The following is a 20,931-nucleotide window of genomic DNA, read 5'->3' on the forward strand; positions in this document are numbered from 1 at the left end:
CTCCTTATTGCTACTGTACTAAGTTTAAAAACTGTTGAGTACGCTCATGCTTAGGCGCCTTGAATATTTGTTCTGGAGAACCACTTTCAACAATTATCCCATTATCGAAGAAAATTACTTCATCCGCTACTTCTCTTGCAAATTGCATTTCATGGGTAACAACAATCATCGTCATTCCTTCATTCGCTAAATCCTTCATTACTTTCAATACTTCTTTCACAAGCTCAGGATCTAGTGCTGACGTTGCTTCATCAAATAGCATCACTTTTGGTTCCATTGCTAATGCTCTCGCAATTGCAACACGTTGGCTTTGACCACCTGATAATTGATAAGGATAGTAGTCTCGATGAGCACTTAAACCTACCTTCTCAAGTAAGATTTCACCTTTTTTTATCGCTTCTTGCTTCTTTATTTTTTTTACTGTAACTAACCCTTCGATTACATTTTCTATCGCTGTTAAATGCGGGAATAAATTATAGCTTTGAAATACCATTCCAGTTAAATGGCGAAAGTTAGCGATTTCCTTATTTGACAGTTTTTTAGAGAAATCTAAGCTGTGATTATCAATGGAAACAACTCCGTTTTGAGGTTGCTCTAAAACGTTTAAGCAACGTAAAAATGTTGATTTCCCTGAACCTGAAGGACCGATTACAACGATAACCTTCCCTTTACCAACTTCTATACTAATATCTTTTAATACTTCTAATTTACCGAATGATTTTTGCAAATTTTGTATTGAAATCATGTATGCCCTCCTGACTTTCCAACATAGCGGTCAAATCGTATTTCCAATCGCCCTTGTATAATTGAAAGTAAGAAGCAAATAACCCAATAAATAAACGCCGCTAAAGAATAAACAAATAAAAACTCGTAATTCGTTGATGCAATTTCCTGTGCTTTACGGAAAAGCTCTGATACTAATACTAATGCAGCAAGCGAGGTATCTTTGACTAAACTAATGAACGTGTTAGATAGAGTAGGAATCGAAACACGTGTAGCTTGTGGCAAAATTATCCGACGTAACGCTTGTGAACGTACCATCCCCATTGAGTAGGCTGCTTCCCATTGTCCTTTTGGAATAGACAAAATAGCTGATCGGATTACCTCAGAAGCATATGCACCTACATTTAACGAAAAACCAATAATTGCTGCTGGTAATGGATCTAATAATATTCCAATAGTCGGAAAACCATAGAAAATAATAAACAGTTGTACGAGTAAAGGTGTACCTCGCACAACTGAAACGTAAGCTCTAGCAATCCCCTTCAAAAATTTATTATTTGAAATTCTTGCTAAAGCTGTAAACGTTGCAATGACTAAACCTATCGCAAAAGTAACAAGCGCTAATGGAATCGTATATTTAATGGCACCCAATAATAGCGGACCAATTGATTCTTTACCAATATCAATTAGTCTGTCTAGATAAACCGGATCAATAAAAGCTGCATTAAGAAACATCTTTACCAAACCATTTCTCTGATAGTTCTTTTAATGTGCCGTCTGCTTTCATCTCTTCTAATACACGGTCAAACTCAGCTACAAGTTCCTCATTTCCTTGACGGAATAAGAAGCCTACATCTACTTTATAGTCTGGATAAGGTATTACTTGTAACGGTGCATCTGGTTGTTCTTGTTGATACATTAATACCGATAACTCATCGTTAAACGTTAAATCTACACGTTTTGAAGTTACTAATTGGATTGCTTCGTTAAATCCTTCCACACGTACAATTTCAGCACCTTCGCTTTCAGCAATTCCAGCCCAGTTACTTGTCATTGTTTGTGCAGATTTTTTACCAGCTATATCCTCAACAGATTTAATTTCCGTATTATCTTTATGTGTAACTAGAACTGCTGATGGATTTGTATAAGGTATAGAGAATGAATATTTCTCTTTACGTTCATCAGAAACAGCAACTTGGTTTGCGATTGCATCAAAACGTTCAGATTCAAGACCTGCAAAAATTGCATCCCATTGTGTTTCATAAAACTCTACTTTAATCCCAAGACGTTTCCCTACTTCTTCTGCTACTTCCACATCATAGCCTGTTAACTTACCTGACTCATCGTGAAAAGTAAATGGCATGTATGTGCCTTCTGTTCCAATTTTAATTACTTTCTCTTCTTTCACTTTATCTAATAAGGTTTGTTTAGCGTTTGTGGAGTCATCTTTTCCTGATGAATTCGATGTTTCCTTTGATGAATCAGAATCTGAATTACATGCTACAAGTAATACTGAAATTGCTAACAGTAATAAAAATGGTATAAGCTTCTTCAAGTTAAAACCTACTTCCCTGATATGTTTTGTTTGGTATAGTGATATATTACAAATTTTTTACTAATAAGTCAACTTGCTTATCTCAAATAAATTTATTCCTGGTGGGCTAAATATGTAATTCATTAAAGAGGTGCATAGGCCGTTCCCTTAAAAGTCATTGTAAAGAAGATAGCGTTATTACAAAAGTGCAAATAATAGAAAATCCTTGAACCGACTTTCCGGTCAAGGTTTTCTTTGTAGTAATAGATTTCTATGTACCTTCTATTAGAAATAGCGCCTTAAAATCATCGGTCCATATAATTGAATACCGTTCACTTCTATCAACTAGTTTAAGCGGATATTGAAGCTTTATTATTTCTATTAGAAAAAGGCCATTTCCTTCATTTTCAAAACGGGAATTACTTTTAATATTAGCAGTCTGTCATTAAAGTTTGTTCTTTATACCAATGATTTTATAAACTGCTTGTTCAGCTGACCGAAGCGCACCTTCAAGATGTCCACTACTATCTTGATCTGTCTCAGTGCTCGTAAAAATAATCTTCTTTTCCCATACACCGTCGACTAGTGGCTGACCATAGCTTTGGTAATTTTTATGGAGACTGGAGTCTTCTTCAACAGCTGTTTCCGAGTCGCTTGACCAATCTTTATATGCAATTACCTTTGCGTTTTTCGCCTCATTACCAAAGAGTTTAACTAACTGTTCCATCAGCAATTTCTGCTTCAACCGTGATATCCCCAGCTTCATTCATCGAAATTTTCTTTACTCGTGTTTCTAACTCTACAATTTCTGAGGGAATTGTCTCTGCAAGCGCATCAATCAGTAACTGCACTCCTCCAGTCAAAAGAAAGGAATCCAATAACAGGTAAAGAAGACTCCGCTTAAAGGTATGATTCTTGCACAAAGCGGTCAGTAATAGGAAACCCCTGAACCGATTTTCAGTTCAGGGGTTATTGCATGTCAATATTCTTGAAAAAAGAATTTGTGCGGTCCCTTTAGTTTAAATTAACATGAATGTTTCTAACACAGGATAACTGTCTATGGCCATTTATCTCGAGTATTTCTATGACGATCAAAATTTACAGTAAGTGACCATATGATTACACATGAACAAATAACACAAGAGGAGAGAGAAACTTCATTTACAAAAATGATGGAAATAGCTTTAGATATTGTATAAGTAATGGGTATCATAAACACCGCATGCTCAACACTTGAAAAAGAATTAAAAGTTTACTGAAAATTAGATATAGGTAAAATAAAAAAGGCCGAATGATGTTTGAGCAACAAACGGTCTTATATAATAGCAGGTTCTCCTCAAAGGATTGACTATTGAGGTGTTAATACCCCATCAGAGCGCGAACTCAGGGATGGGGTATTTTTTATGGTCAAATGAAAGAATTTATACAATGAACCTATTTCTCTGAAATATTAGAAACGAAAGGAATAGTTTTTTAGTATTCTTGTTGAGCACTTTATTTACTTTTATATTTCTAATTTTATCGTAAACCAGATTTAATATAGTCTTTAATAGAATAAACTTCTAATTCATAGTTTGATTTAAAAGGCTTTTTAAATGTGTGCTTAAACTTAAGGTGATGGCAGGTTTCGAAATATTGCATTGGAATGTGGCAACTCTAGGAAGATGAGTGAACTACATCACAGGGAATTAGTTCGGTGGTGATGCCACACCCCACTCCTCTCACTGAAAGTGTCTGCTTACACCAAAATATATCAATAGACCAATAATTGCTCTAAAAAAAGAAACACCAGGTTTATGAGATGAAAACTATATACTTTAGAAAGGCAACTGAAATTAGATCTTCAGATAATCTTTATAAGCTAAACTTAAATTTCCTTTCTTTTGCTGGAGGAAGGGATATTCAATTCTTCCCTATATTTATTTATTGTTCTTCTAGAAATTGAAATTCCTTTTTCAACATTAAAATATTCAGCAATTTTTTGATCAGAATATGGCTTTAGTTTATTCTCACTAGTAATTAAATTTTTCAATAACGTCTTTACTTTCGTTTGTGAAATACTCTCACCATCTGCAGTTTCAAGTTTAGATGCAAACAAAGTTCTAATATCAAAAATGCCAAAAGAAGTTTGTATTATTTTATTGGTTGTTGCTCGGCTAACGGTAGATTCGTGCATTTCTATAGCATCAGCCACCTCTTTTAATGTTAACGGTTGCAAGTATAAAAAACCTCTCTTGAAAAACTCTTCTTGTCTTTTGGTAAGTATGTTCATAATTTTAATAATCGTATTACGACGTTGTTCAAGGCTATTTATTAACCATTGAAAATGATGATAATGTGGTTGTATATATTTTGCAGTTTCGCATTTATTCTTATGAAAAGCCGCATAATAGTCATTCATCCGTATACAAGGCAAAAAGCTATCGTTCAATTGATAGACAATATGCTTGTCTTTTATTTCCACAATAATATCAGGAATTACATACTCTGTTACCTGAGTATTAAATGCTGCACAAGGTTTAGGATTTAAAAGTTTAATAAAATCGCTTAATTCTTTTACTTTAGTCAATGAAATATTCATGCTGGCAGCTATGTCATTCCATTTATGATTTGCGAGAAGATGTAAATGATTGGCTACTAAGATTTTAGCTAACGTCTCTCCAGGATAACTATATGTAATTTGTAGATGGAGACACTCTTTTAAATTTCGAGCACCTATGCCTACGGGACCAATTTGTTGCAATAAATGAATACCATTTTCTATTTCCTGCTCATTTAAAGAGATACAACTCTTTTCATTATATGGTTCAAGTTGCAAATAACCGATATCATCCAGATTGAAAATAATCTTTTTTAATAATCTTTGCGTTGAGATATCTGAAAATGTAAACTTTGCTTGTTCAAACAATTCATAGCGAAAGTCAGTACACTGGTTTTGTACATAATCGTTTTGTTTACTCTCTGTATAAATAGAATAATGATTTTTTTCTGTAAAATATTGTTCTTCCTCTTTATATTCTAACTCAATAAGAGGATTTTCTAATTCTTGCTGATGTATAAATTGTTCCAGTTCTATGGTGGAGTATTGAAGTAGTTCTATAGACTGTCTTAACTGAACGGTCATTTGCATTTTCATTTCTTGCCGTTGCTGAATAAAAAGATCCATAAAAATCATCCTTTTTAACATTTTTTGTAAGCGCTTTCCGTAATGGCTATCACTTTAATTAGTTAGATAAATTTTTATAGTTATACTAAAGATTAGTTTAGTGTAGCATAGTATTGAATAGTGAAAAATATGAAAAATAGAATTTTCTAATAATTTATTTTTGTAGAATAGAGAAAAAGTCACATAACCTCTGATTTCACAGATGTTAAGCGACTTTTTTTATATGGAGAAAATTTGACTCTTTATCTGCAGGCTGAAGCAAGATACTTTTTTATTTTCTAACATCGGAATCTGTGTTTTCATAAGATGGGAAGTTAACCAATCAGAGATTTAATTATTTCCTTCGTTATTGAGGGAATAACCTCGGTAGAATATTCAATCTCCATACGCTCATAGCGTTTATGCGCATCATATCCATAAGGTCCAATATTTATGGCAGGGACATTGATTTCTCTGATATCTTCATAATTCACATAATGTTTTGTCCCCCAAGCAGGGTTATTATTGATCACTGATTGGATAGATTTATCATCGTCCTTTAAAGCCACACAACTCATATCACAAATATACGGGAAGTAATTTTTTGAAACGATTGGGTATTTGTATTGAGGCTGCACTATTTCTATAGCTTTATCTAAGGCCGAAATCAGCTTTTCTTCTTGTTCATTTTTCCCTGTAAGGTCTAAGCAAGGTGAATATAGAGATGAATATAGTAAAATAATTGCAGGGCTTTGATCCTTCATCCATTTCCATTCCTCTTCTACAACTCTAGCTGCGAAGATTCTAGTATCTAGGTTTTCATCTAATATTAGATTCGCTTTAAACTTGTGCATATGCTCTATAAAAACTGCCCCATGTTCCTCTTTTAATATTTTGGTCATGTCTTCATACAGGATTACCCGTGATTTCCATGGTAATTGCTTGAAAGGTTGCTCACTCAGTTTACAAAAACTTTCATATCGTTCGTTTATTGTTTTTATAGCGTTTTCAAATGCAATGTTCGCTTGTTCTGTGAGCTTTATCAGAACCTCTTGTGGAGTCCATGAATGGACGAATAAATTAAAATACACGTAAGCAGATAGAGCAGTTTGAACCGTATAGTTAGGTTTTAAATCCATCTGTTTTAACGAAATGGGCGGAGCAGGTGTTTCCCCTAAATGTCGATCACATAATTCCGGGTTATAGCTAATTTGTCTTGTCAATTCGGCTGCAATATAATTCGGATCCAACCCTTCAAAAGCAGAACCAACATGTGTTTCTGCTCCCGTAATGAAAAAAGAAGGAAGTAATTTCCCAACAGTACCTTTATAAATATAACGATTCACATCGCCGTCATATAAAGGAGCTACGAAATCAGAATTTATTAATGCTACATAGTCAAAACCACGCTCTTCCTTCCATTTTTTCAACTCTTTTAGACCTGATAAAACACCTTTGGAACTTACTTCTTCATCACATTCTGAAAAGAAAACAAGATTTCCAGCTAGTTCTTCAGGATGGTCAGAGAAATACTTTAAAAGCGACATATGGCTAGCTACACCGCTTTTCATATCTAATACGCCTCTACCAAAATACCATTCACCTGAGTTGAGCTGCTCTTTTACTAAATGAGGTAGTTGCTCATCCTGTAATTTCTTCATTAGTTCATCTGGATTACATGCAACATCTTTTAAATTTGTATAATCATCAATACCGACAGTATCCAGATGGCCCATTAAAATAATTGTTTTTTTGTTACAATTCTCTTTTGTTCCTTCTATAAATGCCATTACATTATATCTTTCGAATTGGTCATCACTAGTTTTAGACAGAATTACTTGGTCAGGTTTTTGGATAAAGTAAGGCATCTTGGCAATCATTTCATATATTTTCTTAGCAGCAGCGATTTCACCTGGTGTTTCTACTATACTTTCAATACGAACAAGTTCTTCTGTTAATTTGAGAACTTCATTTTTTGTAGTTATCATAGTTAATACTCACCTTTCTTGCCACAATACGTATTGGACTTTTTCTAAATTATGTTGAGTAAGCAGTCTTTTTTAACTTTCTTCCTACTACATCCGTATCTAATCTTTTCTCAACATAATTGAGTAAAAGAGTGAATATCAATACTAACGCTAAGTAATAGAACCCTACAACCAAGTATGTCTCAAATGGCATATAGTTTTCAGCAGAAGCAGTTAAGGCATGACTGAATAGCTCAGTAACTGCAATATAAGCTACAAGGGATGAATCTTTAAGACCAATGATAAACTGGTTACCTAGTGCAGGAATTGCTCGTTTAAAAGCTTGAGGCAATATAATGGTACTCATGGTCAAAGTAGCAGTCATACCAAGCGATCGGGCAGCCTCGTTTTGACCTCTATCAACAGATTGTATTGCCCCTCTGAAAATTTCTGCTAAATATGCACCAGAATGAATACCTAATGCAACCGCACCAGCTACAAAATCACTTAGGACAATAACACTGGAAATTCCGTAATACAAAAACATGATTAACACTATTAATGGAAGACCGCGAACTATAAAGATGTAGAGATCCGCAAGTTTTTCAAGTATCCAAATATTCGATACTTTAAAGAAAGCAAATACTAAACCTATAACAGTTGCAATTATTAAAGAGACGGCTGTTATAGATATTGTTATAGTAGTCGCTTCTAGAAAAGCAATTCCATGTTTTTGGATAATGGACGCAATACTTTCGATAAAACTCATTGTAAGTTATCTCCTTCACTAAGGGAACCTTGTATTTGCTAGTTTAGTCCTCCATGATATTTACACCAAACCATTTCTTACTTATTTTTTCATATGTGCCATCTTCAATAATTTCTGCGATGGCTTCATTAATCTTGTCTAGTAATGCTTGATGATCTTTATTAATTGCTACTGCAATTTCTTCTCTATTTAGAACTCCATCAACTGTTTTTATTTTCATTCCCTGTTCCTTAATTGCAGAGACCCCTACGATTTTATCAGTAATGACTGCATCGATCCGTCCTGGTATTAAGTCTTGCAATGCAAATATTTCACTTGGATATCCTTTCACTTCGTTTGATAATGTCTCCGCTACTTCTTTATGAGTACTTGCTTGCATTACACCAATTGATTTCCCACCCAAATCATCCTTTGTTTTTACGGTGTCGTTTGTTTCTGCTACGAAAATTTGCGCTCCAGAAATATAATATGGGTCTGAAAAGTCAACCTGTTTTGATCGTTCTTCTGTGGCAGTCATACTTCCTATGATTACATCGTATTTGTTCCCTTTTAAACCCTGAAGTATCGTTTCCCAAGGATTCGTCACTGGGTTTGGCTCTAGCCCGATACGTTTTGCAATTTCGGTACCAATCTCAACATCAAAACCAACAAGTTTGCCATTATCCTTATAGTTTAATGGTTTAAGTAGCCCACTCATTGCAAAAGTTAGTTTTCCATCATGAACTAATTTCAAATCCGCTACACTCTCTTGCTCGTTAGCGCTAACATTCGTCGTATCTTCCTTGTTTCCGCATCCTACTAATAACAAAATAAGAGTTGTGCATAAAATTATTACAGATAATAAAGAATTCTTTTTCATAATTTTTTCCTCCATCTCTATTTTACAAACTATTTATTTTCTCTTATAAAATTTTCGATAGAAACGCTTTTGTACGCTCATGTTGAGGGTTACTAAATAATTGGGATGGGTGAGCTTCCTCGATGATATAGCCTTCATCCATAAAAATTACACGATCCCCTACTTCACGCGCAAACCCCATTTCATGCGTAACAATAACCATTGTCATGCCTTCTTTGGCAAGCTCTTTCATCACATTAAGAACTTCTCCAACCATTTCAGGATCTAGTGCAGAAGTCGGTTCATCAAAAAGCATTACTTTTGGTTCCATTGCAAGTGCTCTTGCTATTGCTATCCTTTGTTTTTGACCTCCAGAAAGTGAGTCGGGATAGACCGCTGCTTTTTCAACTAATCCCAGCTTTTCCAGTAGATTAAATGCTATTTCTTCTGCTTCTTTTCTACTTTTTTTTCGTATTCTCATAGGGGCAATAATAATATTCTCTAAAACGGTCTTATGAGGAAATAGGTTAAACTGCTGAAAAATCATTCCGATATCTTCTCGCACTTTATTGATATTAATTTTTTTATCTGTTAGGTCTATATTATTTAATAGAATGATTCCGGAAGTTGTCTCTTCTAACTTGTTTAAACAACGTAGGAATGTTGACTTTCCTGAACCGGAAGGGCCAATAACAACAACTACTTCTTGTTGGTTTATTTCAACATTGATATCTTTTAGAACTTCTAAATCTCCAAATGATTTTTTTAAATTCTTTACTTTTATCATGTAAGATACCACCTACTTTTAATATCAATACTCCCCATTAACAAGCTAATTAGATGCGTTAACGAGGAGAAAACCTTAAGATCTAATTTTTTCTATTTCCTTACTCTTTTTTAAATATGATCTCCAAGTAACCGCCCATTTTTCAGGATTTTCAAAGAAGTCTTGCTCATCTACTCGGTGAATAGAGCTATTATAAGGTGCATTTTTTACTTTTTCAGGATTTTCATAAGCTTCGTTTGCAATAAAGGTCAAAGAAGCAATATATTCATCTAAATCTGATTTTGAAGTTGACTCTGTTGGCTCTAGCGTAAAAGGTTCAGGAACAACATATGGATGATGACTAGTCCAGTATTGATGTGCAAAGTCGGCCATTCTCCGTGAAATATCGTCTGTTGTAACTCCCGTTTCACGAGTTAACTGCTCCCAGCTGTAACGCACTTGCTCCAATCGCTGCCCTTTAATATATGGTGCACTTGCACCACGAATTTTTAAGATATGGTGATATAAGTAATTGTTATTTAATACAGCTATTTCAGCTACATCTTTTAACCCTTCTGCACCAAGTGCTAGTATCCAGGCATATGCCCGTATTATCATCTGAGGTACTCCTTGAAACGAACGAACCTTTCCAATGCTATGCTTCATATCACTTTTTAACATGTATTGATCACCTTGTTTTTCAACTATTGGACCAGGCAAAAACTCTTTAAGTTTCTCAGCTACTCCAAGTGCCCCAGTAGCCGGACCACCGCAAGCGTGCGGTGTAGAAAATGTTTTATGAAGATTAAAGAAACACATATCAAATCCCGCTTCTTTAGCTCTAGTAATTCCTAGTAAACCATTCGCATTTGCTTGATCATAATAGCAAATCCCTCCAGCATCATGAACAACTTTTGTAAATTCTTTTATACGTGTATTGTATATACCAGTGTCCTCTGGGTTTGCTACTACAAATCCAGCTGTACGGTCAGATACTACCTCCTTTAGTTTTTCAAGATCAGGAAAACCATCTTTATCAGGATAAAGCGTTATAATTTTATATCCTTTTACAGCGGCAGTAGCTGCTTGAGATGGGTGTGAGAAAATTGTTGTAATAATTTCATTTCTCTGCTCGCCCTCCCCTTTGCTCTCATGATAAGCTCGAACGATGGAAGCCATTGTGAACAACGACTGTGTTCCACTGCCAGGTTGGAAAGAAAAGTAATCCATACCGGAAATTTCTCTCAGACAAAGATCTAACTTATGTGTTATTTCTAAAGTGCCTTGCACGGTACTCTCATCCTGTAGCGGATGAAGCTCTGTCATTTTAGGTGATGAAGCAATTTCTTCATTTACCTTAGGAGAATACTTAATGGTACACGTACCTTGGCCTATCTCAACATTTAGAGCGCCTCCTAACATTTCTTGAGAAAGTCTTAAATAGTGACGAAGAACTCTGTTTTGTGAAATTTCAGGTAACTTTGGAGCTGATTTTCTGATTAAAGACGCTGGTAAAACTGATAGCCCATCCCCTACACAATCTACAATTTCACTTTCCACTTCGGGTAGTGAAACACCTCTTTCACCACTATTATGAAGTTCAAAAATAATCGGCTCATCCCATTTTGCTTGATGATAATTTCGTACTTTATGTTCGCGGTTAATTTTTTTCATAGCCATTCACCCTTTTCGATTTATTTCATTTTTCGTTTATGCACTGCTTAATAACAGAAACGAGTTGGTCGATATCTTCTTTCGTATGAATTTCTGTAACACAGAATAAAGCACTTTGTTGTAGTTCTGGAAAATCTTCCGAAAGGTCTTTGCCACCAAAAATTCTATTGTCTAGAAGATACTTATTAATCTCTTTCACTGATTTCCCAGTATATGAGAAGTCCACAACGAACTCTTTAAAACTCGTTGACTCAAATCGTGAAGCAACTACATTTGGAATACTACCAAGCTGTTGCATTGCATATTGTGATTTTTGCAGAATAGATTTCCCTAGCTCATACATTCCTTCTGGCCCCATGAGTGATAAATAAACACCTGCAGTAATTCCCCATAACGCCGTCTGTGTACCTACCGATTCTTTTCCATTTTCTCTTTGTGCAAAGGAAGTTCGGTCATAATAAACATCACCAAACCCATATTCACCTTCTACAACTGTTGGTGCAATTCCAAATAATCTAGATGGGTATTCTTGCACAAATCTAATATCATCGTGAGTTGCAATAAACCCTGATTGACCACCACCATAATTCATGTGCATGCCTAGTGGTTGAAGATCACCACAAACAATTTCTGCACCATAGTGACTAGGGGGCTCCACAATTCCTAGAGAACTAGGATCGACTCCCACAATAGTAATTGCCCCATGTTTTTTTGCTAGTTTACTAATTTGTTGACCTTGTGTTTCCAAAAATCCTAAATAGGATGGATTTTCAAAATAGACAGCCGCTGTATTTGCCGATATTTTACTTTCCAAATCATCCAAATCGATTTGTCCCGTATCTTCCTTATAATCAATCAAACTAACATTTATATACGGCGAGCAATAGTTTCTAATAACTTTCAGTCGATCAGGTGAGATTGTTTTAGGCAGTAGTACATCTGTACGGTCGGTGATTCTGGTTGCCATACGAATAGATGTTGATGCTGCTTGTGCCCAATCAAATGTCGGCACGTTAACAACATCCATATCGACTAACTCTGCCATTAAACTTTGGTACTCAAAAAGAGCTTGGAAGCGGCCATGGTCTTCGTATGGATCGCCTGCATACCCCGTTACAAACTCTGCTCGAGAGTTGATTTCATCACAAACAGCTGGGATAAAATGATTCCAACAACCAGCACCCAAAAAGTTCAGGTATTCTGTTGTACTCGTATTTTTAGATAATATTCCATCCATATATCTACGTAGTTCATATTCTGAAAGCGCTTTCGGAATATTCATTGCTTCACGGTGACGAAGCTCTTCCGGAATTCCAGCGAACAACTCTTCAACCGTCTTTACTCCAATCTCTTTTAACATTTGCTCTTTGATTTCCGGTACAGTATTTGGGATATAAGGATGTGCTATTTTTTTTGTTTCTTTCATGAAAATTTCCTCCTCATTTGTTATGCTAGGCCTCCGCCATCAACCGTAAGAACCGTCCCCGTGACCCAAGATGCCATATCACTAGCCAAGAACAGTACACCCTTACTGATATCTAGAGGGGTTCCAATTCGATTTAGTGGTCTATCAACTGCCGAATTTGCTAAAAAAGCAACTTCATCATGTTTTAATTGCTTTGCCTCATCTCTTAGAAGCGGTGTATCTGTATCTCCAGGGCAAATACAATTCACTCGGATATTTTGGGATCCATGATCAATGGCCATTGCTTTTGTTAAATTCACAACACCAGCTTTCGCTGCACAATAAGATGCGGCTAGATCTCCACCTTTCAATCCCCATCCTGATCCGGTGTTAACAATGCTTCCTCCACCGTTTTTATCCATGATAGGAATAACATACTTTGATAATAGAAATGCTCCTTTCAAAGAAACGTTTAGTACTAAATCCCAATCTTCTTCCGTATGGTCGACAACTGTTTTTCGCCGAATTACCCCCGCATTATTGAAAAGTACATCTATTTTACCGAAATCATCTTCTATTCTCTTAGCAGTTGCTTCGCAATCTTCCGAAGATGTCACATTGCATTTGTAAAATTTTGCGTTTGCTTCTTTGTCACTTAACTCTGCTGCAACCTTTTTTCCTTGTTCTTCATTAATATCTATTACCGCTATATTGGCCCCAAGTTCTGCAAACAATTTTGCAGTAGCTAAGCCTATTCCTGATGCAGCACCTGTAATAGCAACTACTTTATTTTTTACCCCTAGTAATTCTTCGTAATTCATTTGCATCTCTCCCTTTCTACTAAATTAATAATGCAATTTGCATGCCAACTTTTTTAAAATTAAGAAATATATTAAAACAAAGGAAAATTGCTAATGTGTAGAAAATAATTCTATAAATAACTTGTGTCATAGATGACAAAGTTTGTCTGTTTTGTCATTTACGTTATCTCTATAAGACTAGTGAGGTTATGCTAGTTCTCCACCATCAATTGGAATATGTTGTCCCGTAATATACTTCGCTTCCGAAGATGCTAAGAACGCAAATAATGCAGCAACTTCCTCTGGTTGAGCATGTCGTTTTAATGGAATTTTCTCATTTACTTGTTCTAATGCTGCTGGGGTATATTCAGCAATTTGCATTGGAGTAAGTACATATCCAGGGCAAACCGTATTTACCCGAATTGTAGGTGCTAATTCCAATGCCATCGTTCGCGCTAAAAGATTGACACCAGCTTTTGAGGCATTGTAATCCGCATAATTTGGATGTCCCACTAAACCGTTAGTAGAAGCTGTCATTAGAATTACACCATTTTCCTGTTTAATCATTCTCTTCGCCGCTTCTTGTGCTACATAGAAAATACCATTCAGATTAACGCCGATTACTTTACTCCATTGTTCTGGCGTAATATCTAGAAAACTAGATCTAACACTTATGCCGGCATTTGCAATAAGGACATCAATACCACCTGCTAAGTCATCTATCTTTAGAAACGCATCCTGTACACTCTCAAAATTACTTACATCCGCAACGAAACCATGTTTAATATTCGGATATTCACTCAATATTGTATCTAACGATTCTTTATTGTTATCAATGATTATGACAATTGCATTTTCATCTGCAAATCGAAGAGCTGTTGCCAACCCAATGCCACTAGCACCTCCAGTTATCACAACACGTTTGCCACTTAGACTATCTTGATATTTACTCATGATTGAATTCATTCCTCCACTTTCAACTTTTTTGTGTAAAGGGTTCGTTTGTTTAAATCTTATACCTATCTATCCTCCCTATAATTCAAGAAGCAAATTGATAACACCCTTGAATTTTTCATACTCTACATATACAGATTAATATTGCAATTTTCATGCCAACTTTAATAAATGGATTACAAGTTTAATAAAGACAAGGAAAATGCTTAACTGTGAAAAAGATATTAATTGATTGCCAAGGACACTATTGTCAAAAAACATGTCATATTTGTCACAATAAATATTTTCAAATTGACCGTTCTGAATATTAAAAATATAATCTTATTAGTAGATAAATAAGTTATAGGGGGAGTGATTGAATGATTTTATTAAGTTCTATTTCGAAAGTAATTCAAGCTTTTTCAGGACTTTTGCAAGTAGACATTGCCTGTTTTGATAAAAATGGACGTATACTAGCAGCAACCGAGGATTATATAACACTTAAGGGTATGAAGGTACATGTTCCATTCTTTGAAAAAATATATGGAAATCATATTACTCTACTTCACCAGCCTGGAGATATGAATATGTGTGAGGGATGTCATTTTTTTCATAAATGTCCATCAAAAGCGGAACTCATTCAAGATATGATGTTTAATGGGGAAAAGTTTGGATATCTTTCTTTTGTTAGTCTATCGAGTGATAATAAAAGTGTTTTAATTGATCAAAAGGATTTTTACACAGAGTGGTTAACTCGTTTAAAAGATATTATCATTTCAATTTTAAGGGATTCAAATGAATTTAAAAGTAATCTTTCCCCTGTTTATTCTTCTGGAAATTATATTTTCGGAGAGAGTAATGCGTTTAAATATATTACTCAATTGGTAAAAAAAATGCGTAATAGTACATCAACAGTTCTTATTACCGGAGAGACAGGGACTGGCAAAAGTATGCTAGCAAAATACATTCATGAAAATAGCACAGTGAGTGAAGGTCCACTAGTAGAAATTAACTGTGCAAGTATTCCTGAGAGTTTATTTGAAAGTGAATTATTTGGATATGAAAGTGGTGCGTTTACCAATGCTAGGAAGGGTGGAAAAAAAGGTTATTTTGAATCTGCGGATAACGGCACATTATTCTTAGATGAAATTGCGGAGATTCCCATTCACTTGCAATCGAAGCTATTAAAGGTTTTACAAGATGGGATAATTCAACGGGTTGGTGGAACAAGTGTAAAAAAGGTAAATGCTAGAATAATAGCAGCTACAAATCAACCACTGGAAAAATCTATACAAGAAAAGAAGTTCCGGTCAGACCTATTTTATCGTTTAAATGTAATTCCAATTAATATCCCCCCTTTAAGAGAAAGATTACTTGATTTACCTGTACTTGTAGAAGAAATGATGGAAAACTTGAAACATCGATCCGGAAAGTATTTCAACTCTTATACAAGTGGCTTTATGGAAGCCCTCACTTCTTATCACTGGTCAGGTAATTTGCGAGAGCTTGAAAACGTTATTGAATATAGTATGAATTTTGAAAATGACAGTACTTTAACTGAAGCTTCTCTTCCACCTTACTTATTAGACAGTTACAATTTAAATCTAAATTTAGGAAAGAACATAGAATTAGTAGGCATGGAGAGAGAAATTATCATGCAAAAACTAAATCTCTACGGGAATAGTTACAATGGTAAACTAATGGTAGCTAAAGACTTAGGAATTAGTGTTAGAACGCTTTATCGAAAGATGGATAAGCTTCAAATAGAGTCATGAATTAATCACACTTTTAGGTGAAAATTAAATCTTATTGATCTTAGGATTATTCTAAGAGCTAAAGTACCATTATTAAGAGCAATGAATTTCCATTTTTTAAATAATTATACCTTCAACTGATTTACTTTTTTACAAAAAAATCGCTCAACCTCTGATATTTCAGAGAATTGAACGATTTTTTATTATAGAGGCGGCGGGAGTCGAACCAACCGCTCCATTAAACGCTATAATACCAATATTTATAAGGGTTTGTAGATACTAATAAAAATGTTTGACTACGCTTTTGACTACGTTTAATAAAAAAGTACAGCTTGCGGGGGCAATGTGTTTTCTTTAAAAACATAGAGTTTTGAAATAGTTTATTTTAAATATGGTAGTATGTGGTGTTCGATAATTTCTTTCACTACTTCTGTATAATTCATGTTTTTCTTATTTGATAAAAACATACTCATTGGCATCGCTAACGATAAATTATACCCCGAATCTACCTCCACACTAACTGAACCGTTCATACTATTATCTCTATTTACATCTACGTATCGGCCGACTGAAAACTGGATTTGTTTAATCGTACTAAAAAAACTACCTAGCCATAATTTCAAATTATTCAAGTTTTGCCCGTTCAAATAAAAGGCATATACAATCTTTCCACTATTTATATTTTGCTTTTGATAGATAAAATTCGGATTTTCACCTTGGATCGTATTTAAAATTTCATCTATCCCATTCATAATCAGATGAAAATTTTCTTCTATGAACATATTTTTTTCTAAATCCGTCGGTGGATTTAATTTTGGAATATTTATTTCATTCATAATAGATACCGCATCGTTCTTTTCTTGTATTTTACCCTGTCGAATTTTCTTTTCTCCAATAGGGCCTAAATCAAACATAGGTACTTTTTGGAGTCGGTGAATTAATTCTTCGAATTTTTCTTCAAAGTCACTAGGGTTTGAAAAATCAATGTAATTTATACCCTGTAAATGAAATGGAATACCTTTTTGAAGAACACTCGGCTGTCGAGTCAGTATAATTAGTTTATCAAGATGCTGCTGTATTATCGGTAAAGAAAGAATCGTTTCAAAACCAACCCCTCCCAAAAAACCATCAGCTTTAGCCGTGTATTGTTCCGTGACCACTAGCAAGATGTAATCGTCATCTCGCATATGCTCAACCATCATTTGATTCAAATTAACCGTCGATGTTGCCGTAATGGCCCTATCGAAATTAGCGTCATAGCCCTCTTGGCGAAGTTTTCTTACTAAATCTAAAATCCACTGCTTATGCTCATCTGAATCCCAGCTATAACTAACAAATACCTTTTCTGGACTATTTCTCATGTCATTCAAACTCCCTTTTTACTATTGATACGATTTCGATTGTTCGATTTCCTAAGTAAAGAAAATCCAATCCTTTTTCATTATTAAAATAACCGATATTTAAAAAAACAGGTCTCAACGGGATAGCAACATCTGGAAATTCAGCAATTTTCACATGATCTATTAATAGTTGTAAAAGTACCGTTAAATCCATAATACCTTTTATTATAGACGTATGATTCCTCGGTAGATAATTGTCACAGAATGATGACCACAACTCAGTAAAAGGTTCGATTGAACGATTATTATAAATCAACTTTTCATATCCAAATGGTCCTGTAATTTCATATTGTTCAATATTTCCCTGTTGATATTTGAAAAAGTCACCCGACATGTAACGATTATTTAACGAAATCACTAATTTCAGTTCACTATCATTACCTGTAATCTGCTGCAATAACCCATTATACTGCATTCGTTTTAATAAGTAGTCCATTGCTTGTGCTTCTATTAATGAATACATAAGTTCCCCCCTAAATATCTTCAGACACGAAATCCTTATGATTAATCATATACTATGTAAATTCCCTACCTTACTTTGACTCTAAATTATTTTTCACTCCTACCATTATAGCCTTTAAATCTACTAAATATAAGATTGTAGTTGAAATTTTCAGAGATTATCATACCTACCAATAAATATTCAAGTAATATACAAATAAGAGTCCAAGAACCATTTTTAGATTCTCGAACTCTTATTAATATTTTTTTCTACAAACTATCCAACATTATTGTCTTAACTGGTAATGGATTAGAACAAAGAAAAATTTAAACTTCAAGTGGTATTTCTCCTCTTAACTCAACCCATTCTTGGCCAAAATCTTCTTGTTCAACAATACCTAGCGCCATTTTTATTGCTCGTATTGCACCAATAAGATTATCCTCAATATTCCAACCAGTTACCAATTTATATGCCGATAAAGGTTTCCCTAATGCCACCTCATATTTATAATTATGCTGACTTTCGAAGTTTCTTTCCATAATAAAACGATTTGCTTTCGTACTCCCGTTCATGTTATGGAGAACAATCTCTTCATATATTTTGGTATTAAGTGTCCATGCTGCTGAATTATTACCATTTTCATTATATTTATTATCTAAATCATGAATCACGAAATACTTAATATCAAAATGTCTTAGAACTTTTTGAAAAGAAGGTATGTTCATCTTAGAACCACAGTTAACGACCAATGGTACACCATTTAAATCTATATACTTACTTTCAACCAATTTATTAAGTAATTCCCTAAATACTACTGCCTCGGTATCACCTTCAACTAAAATTACATTATTTGAAAAGAAAGCCTCACACACATATGGGTTAAATGTGTTTAGCATTTTCATTTTTTCCTTTTCAATATCTTCGAACAAATTGGATTTAACTTGATGTACTATTGATCCCTCATCAGTAGCTACTACTCTTAATAAGGTAGTATGGTCTCTACTCAAATCAACCATTATTGGGGAATGAGTAGCAGTCATTATCTGAAATTCCGAATGCTCTGCAAGATTATATAATACATCGGAAAACATTCTAACAGATTGTGGATGTAAAAAAAGCTCTGGTTCTTCAATTAATAACATCTTAGATTTACTACTTGAATTATTAGTAGATAATAAACCATCTATAATTTCTTCATTTCTCGTTTTCTTAACTTTAGACATTTCTATAAAAACATCATTTAGCCCTCTAATGGCGTTAAATAAAAATTGCCTTCTTATACCATGTCCATGATTGTTCATGTGAACTGAAAAACTATCATTTTCTGAAAAATTAATGTCCGTCTCAATAAAATCAGAAAGTTTTTTACCCAAATTTGCTTTTTCCTTTCCGTATAATGATACCTTCAAACTGGGAAACGTCTCATTCATTAAATCTGTAAGCTTAGTTTGAATTTTTTGAGCGTAATCATCACCAATAATATCTTTTCTTAGTTCTTCAAGTTCTTTCTCCAGCAACTTATATCTTTCGGACTCTGCAGCCCTAACTAATACTTTGTCCTTTATTAACTTCTGCACGCTTTCAAGAATTATTTCTACTGAATCTAGTCCTCTTAACCAAACAGGAGTAGGACAAGCATATTGTAATAGAGTATCAAAACCCCCTCCGCCTCCAACATCCCACTCATTCGAATCATAATTATAAGTGTACTTTTGTCCACCTAGATTCTCTTTTGACCACACTTTCTTAAACCGAGCAATCTTAGTATCTTTACACATAGACTTCTTCATAGCTTGCATTTCTTCATCTTCTATACTCTCGGCTTTTATCCAAGCCTCTATATGAATTGGATTATCTAAATTTTTGTAGAAATCATCTTTTAGAGCGGTTTTTCCACTAATCACAAAATATTCATATGCGGATAAGATGGAAGACTTACCAACATTGTTTTGTCCTATCAAATTGATAACATTAGTATCTTCTAAATCAATCACAACTCCTGGACCATTCTCAATACTACCAATAGATCTAAAATTACTAATTAAAAGCTTGATAATCTTCATTTTAATCTCCCCATCCAATATATAGTTTTTATGTATATAACTCCTTTCATAATAACCTAAAACAAACTATTCTGTTAGAATATTTAAACAATATCTCTATTTAATTCATTTTCATTAGCTTTATTCTATATATCTTTGCAAAGTAAGCTAATTCGAAACAGCTAATGTACTAAAACTTTTTCACTAATCTTACGAAATACAGAAAATCCTGTTCCTATTAAGATGCATAGCAATCTAACGCAAGCTTCAACTGATGAGAATAAGAAGACAGATGGCAGATGATGCAATTGGTTGAAATATATGTTTATAATTGATGTTATGATCTTTATTTATCTTTTATATTTATTGTATTTGTATTTGTTTCGTTGTTTAGATTTATCGACAGAATCTGTTCAAGTCTTGATTAAGAGTAACATTTGCTAAAAATCGGTATTATAACTCTAGTATGATAAAATTAGCTAAAAGAGTAAGTTAGTTATATTATGATAACAATTATGGAGGGATAAAATGGAGAAGAAGCAGGAAGGTAAAGATACGAACTTAACATCAAAGAAAACTACAAAACAAACTGCAAGCAAAGAAGACATTAAAGCAATTTATGATAAGGCTGTTAAAAGTCATGGTAAAACTTTGGAAAGACTTAGTAAAAACTAATTAGGTGAAAAGGTGCTTTAATTTAAATATTTTTTCAACTGGATCAATTTCGTAACTCTTAGAA

19 protein-coding genes and 1 pseudogene are annotated in these 20,931 nt (G+C 34.2%); 3 read left to right on the forward strand and 17 right to left on the reverse strand.

Annotated elements, in window-relative coordinates:
* Nucleotides 1-10: 10 nt before the first annotated feature.
* The 5 genes from ACIQX2_RS14225 to ACIQX2_RS14245 all read right to left on the reverse strand — a co-directional run bounded on the left by ACIQX2_RS14225 (nucleotide 11) and on the right by ACIQX2_RS14245 (nucleotide 3,108).
* Complete coding sequence (locus ACIQX2_RS14225) at nucleotides 11-745, reverse strand: amino acid ABC transporter ATP-binding protein (RefSeq protein ID WP_402851673.1); 735 nt, start codon at nucleotides 743-745, stop codon at nucleotides 11-13.
* Nucleotides 742-1,458 carry an amino acid ABC transporter permease gene (locus ACIQX2_RS14230; RefSeq protein WP_402852148.1) on the reverse strand — a complete coding sequence of 239 codons (717 nt, stop codon included), beginning with the start codon at nucleotides 1,456-1,458 and terminating at the stop codon, nucleotides 742-744. The genes ACIQX2_RS14225 and ACIQX2_RS14230 overlap by 4 nt, the downstream gene beginning before the upstream one ends.
* Entirely contained in the window at nucleotides 1,448-2,278 is an 831-nt protein-coding gene (locus ACIQX2_RS14235; RefSeq protein WP_402851676.1) for an amino acid ABC transporter substrate-binding protein, read from the reverse strand. Before ACIQX2_RS14235 ends, ACIQX2_RS14230 begins: the two co-directional genes overlap by 11 nt.
* A 424-nt stretch (nucleotides 2,279-2,702) precedes the next feature.
* Nucleotides 2,703-3,002, reverse strand: coding sequence for an FAD-dependent oxidoreductase (locus ACIQX2_RS14240; RefSeq protein ID WP_402851678.1), 300 nt, complete (start codon nucleotides 3,000-3,002; stop codon nucleotides 2,703-2,705).
* On the reverse strand, nucleotides 2,968-3,108 hold the full coding sequence (locus tag ACIQX2_RS14245; protein ID WP_402851681.1) for a hypothetical protein: 141 nt from the start codon (nucleotides 3,106-3,108) through the stop codon (nucleotides 2,968-2,970). The genes ACIQX2_RS14240 and ACIQX2_RS14245 overlap by 35 nt, the downstream gene beginning before the upstream one ends.
* 246 nt (nucleotides 3,109-3,354) lie before the next feature.
* Between ACIQX2_RS14245 and ACIQX2_RS14250 the strand changes: the two are divergent.
* Nucleotides 3,355-3,456: pseudogene (locus ACIQX2_RS14250) on the forward strand (purine-nucleoside phosphorylase); the annotation flags it as partial.
* Between the two features lie 668 nt (nucleotides 3,457-4,124).
* Here ACIQX2_RS14250 and rpoN read toward each other — a convergent pair.
* The 9 genes from rpoN to ACIQX2_RS14295 all read right to left on the reverse strand — a co-directional run bounded on the left by rpoN (nucleotide 4,125) and on the right by ACIQX2_RS14295 (nucleotide 14,575).
* Entirely contained in the window at nucleotides 4,125-5,423 is a 1,299-nt protein-coding gene (gene rpoN / locus ACIQX2_RS14255; protein WP_402851684.1) for an RNA polymerase factor sigma-54, read from the reverse strand.
* Nucleotides 5,424-5,737: 314 nt separating this feature from the next.
* Nucleotides 5,738-7,390 carry a M20/M25/M40 family metallo-hydrolase gene (locus tag ACIQX2_RS14260; RefSeq protein WP_402851687.1) on the reverse strand — a complete coding sequence of 551 codons (1,653 nt, stop codon included), beginning with the start codon at nucleotides 7,388-7,390 and terminating at the stop codon, nucleotides 5,738-5,740.
* Between the two features lie 49 nt (nucleotides 7,391-7,439).
* On the reverse strand, nucleotides 7,440-8,138 hold the full coding sequence (locus ACIQX2_RS14265) for an amino acid ABC transporter permease (RefSeq protein WP_402851689.1): 699 nt from the start codon (nucleotides 8,136-8,138) through the stop codon (nucleotides 7,440-7,442).
* 43 nt (nucleotides 8,139-8,181) lie between these two features.
* On the reverse strand, nucleotides 8,182-9,012 hold the full coding sequence (locus tag ACIQX2_RS14270; protein ID WP_402851692.1) for a transporter substrate-binding domain-containing protein: 831 nt from the start codon (nucleotides 9,010-9,012) through the stop codon (nucleotides 8,182-8,184).
* A 28-nt stretch (nucleotides 9,013-9,040) separates the two neighbouring features.
* Nucleotides 9,041-9,763, reverse strand: coding sequence for an amino acid ABC transporter ATP-binding protein (locus ACIQX2_RS14275; RefSeq protein ID WP_402851695.1), 723 nt, complete (start codon nucleotides 9,761-9,763; stop codon nucleotides 9,041-9,043).
* Nucleotides 9,764-9,838: 75 nt separating this feature from the next.
* Complete coding sequence (gene gcvPB, locus ACIQX2_RS14280; protein WP_402851697.1) at nucleotides 9,839-11,416, reverse strand: aminomethyl-transferring glycine dehydrogenase subunit GcvPB; 1,578 nt, start codon at nucleotides 11,414-11,416, stop codon at nucleotides 9,839-9,841.
* A gap of 25 nt (nucleotides 11,417-11,441) precedes the next feature.
* Entirely contained in the window at nucleotides 11,442-12,842 is a 1,401-nt protein-coding gene (gcvPA, locus tag ACIQX2_RS14285; RefSeq protein ID WP_402851700.1) for an aminomethyl-transferring glycine dehydrogenase subunit GcvPA, read from the reverse strand.
* Between the two features lie 20 nt (nucleotides 12,843-12,862).
* Nucleotides 12,863-13,648 carry an SDR family NAD(P)-dependent oxidoreductase gene (locus ACIQX2_RS14290; RefSeq protein ID WP_402851703.1) on the reverse strand — a complete coding sequence of 262 codons (786 nt, stop codon included), beginning with the start codon at nucleotides 13,646-13,648 and terminating at the stop codon, nucleotides 12,863-12,865.
* A 180-nt stretch (nucleotides 13,649-13,828) separates the two neighbouring features.
* Entirely contained in the window at nucleotides 13,829-14,575 is a 747-nt protein-coding gene (locus ACIQX2_RS14295; protein ID WP_402851706.1) for an SDR family NAD(P)-dependent oxidoreductase, read from the reverse strand.
* A gap of 359 nt (nucleotides 14,576-14,934) precedes the next feature.
* Between ACIQX2_RS14295 and ACIQX2_RS14300 the strand changes: the two genes are divergently transcribed.
* Nucleotides 14,935-16,329, forward strand: a complete 1,395-nt coding sequence (locus ACIQX2_RS14300; RefSeq protein WP_402851709.1) for a sigma-54 interaction domain-containing protein — start codon at nucleotides 14,935-14,937, stop codon at nucleotides 16,327-16,329.
* A gap of 359 nt (nucleotides 16,330-16,688) precedes the next feature.
* Here ACIQX2_RS14300 and ACIQX2_RS14305 read toward each other — a convergent pair whose 3' ends face one another.
* From ACIQX2_RS14305 to ACIQX2_RS14315, 3 genes are all read right to left on the reverse strand, one after another.
* Nucleotides 16,689-17,669 (reverse strand): toll/interleukin-1 receptor domain-containing protein, encoded by a 981-nt coding sequence (locus ACIQX2_RS14305; RefSeq protein WP_402851712.1) that lies wholly within the window; start codon nucleotides 17,667-17,669, stop codon nucleotides 16,689-16,691.
* Between the two features lies 1 nt (nucleotide 17,670).
* Nucleotides 17,671-18,171: a hypothetical protein gene (locus ACIQX2_RS14310; RefSeq protein WP_402851715.1), complete on the reverse strand. Its 501-nt coding sequence runs from the start codon at nucleotides 18,169-18,171 to the stop codon at nucleotides 17,671-17,673.
* A gap of 305 nt (nucleotides 18,172-18,476) precedes the next feature.
* Nucleotides 18,477-20,213 (reverse strand): ATP-dependent nuclease, encoded by a 1,737-nt coding sequence (locus ACIQX2_RS14315; RefSeq protein ID WP_402851717.1) that lies wholly within the window; start codon nucleotides 20,211-20,213, stop codon nucleotides 18,477-18,479.
* A 507-nt stretch (nucleotides 20,214-20,720) separates the two neighbouring features.
* Here ACIQX2_RS14315 and ACIQX2_RS14320 point away from each other — a divergent pair.
* Nucleotides 20,721-20,867 (forward strand): hypothetical protein, encoded by a 147-nt coding sequence (locus ACIQX2_RS14320; RefSeq protein ID WP_402851719.1) that lies wholly within the window; start codon nucleotides 20,721-20,723, stop codon nucleotides 20,865-20,867.
* Nucleotides 20,868-20,931 lie beyond the last annotated feature (64 nt).

This window comes from Psychrobacillus sp. NPDC096623, assembly GCF_044762655.1.
In the GTDB taxonomy this organism is placed as follows: Bacteria; Bacillota; Bacilli; order Bacillales_A; family Planococcaceae; genus Psychrobacillus.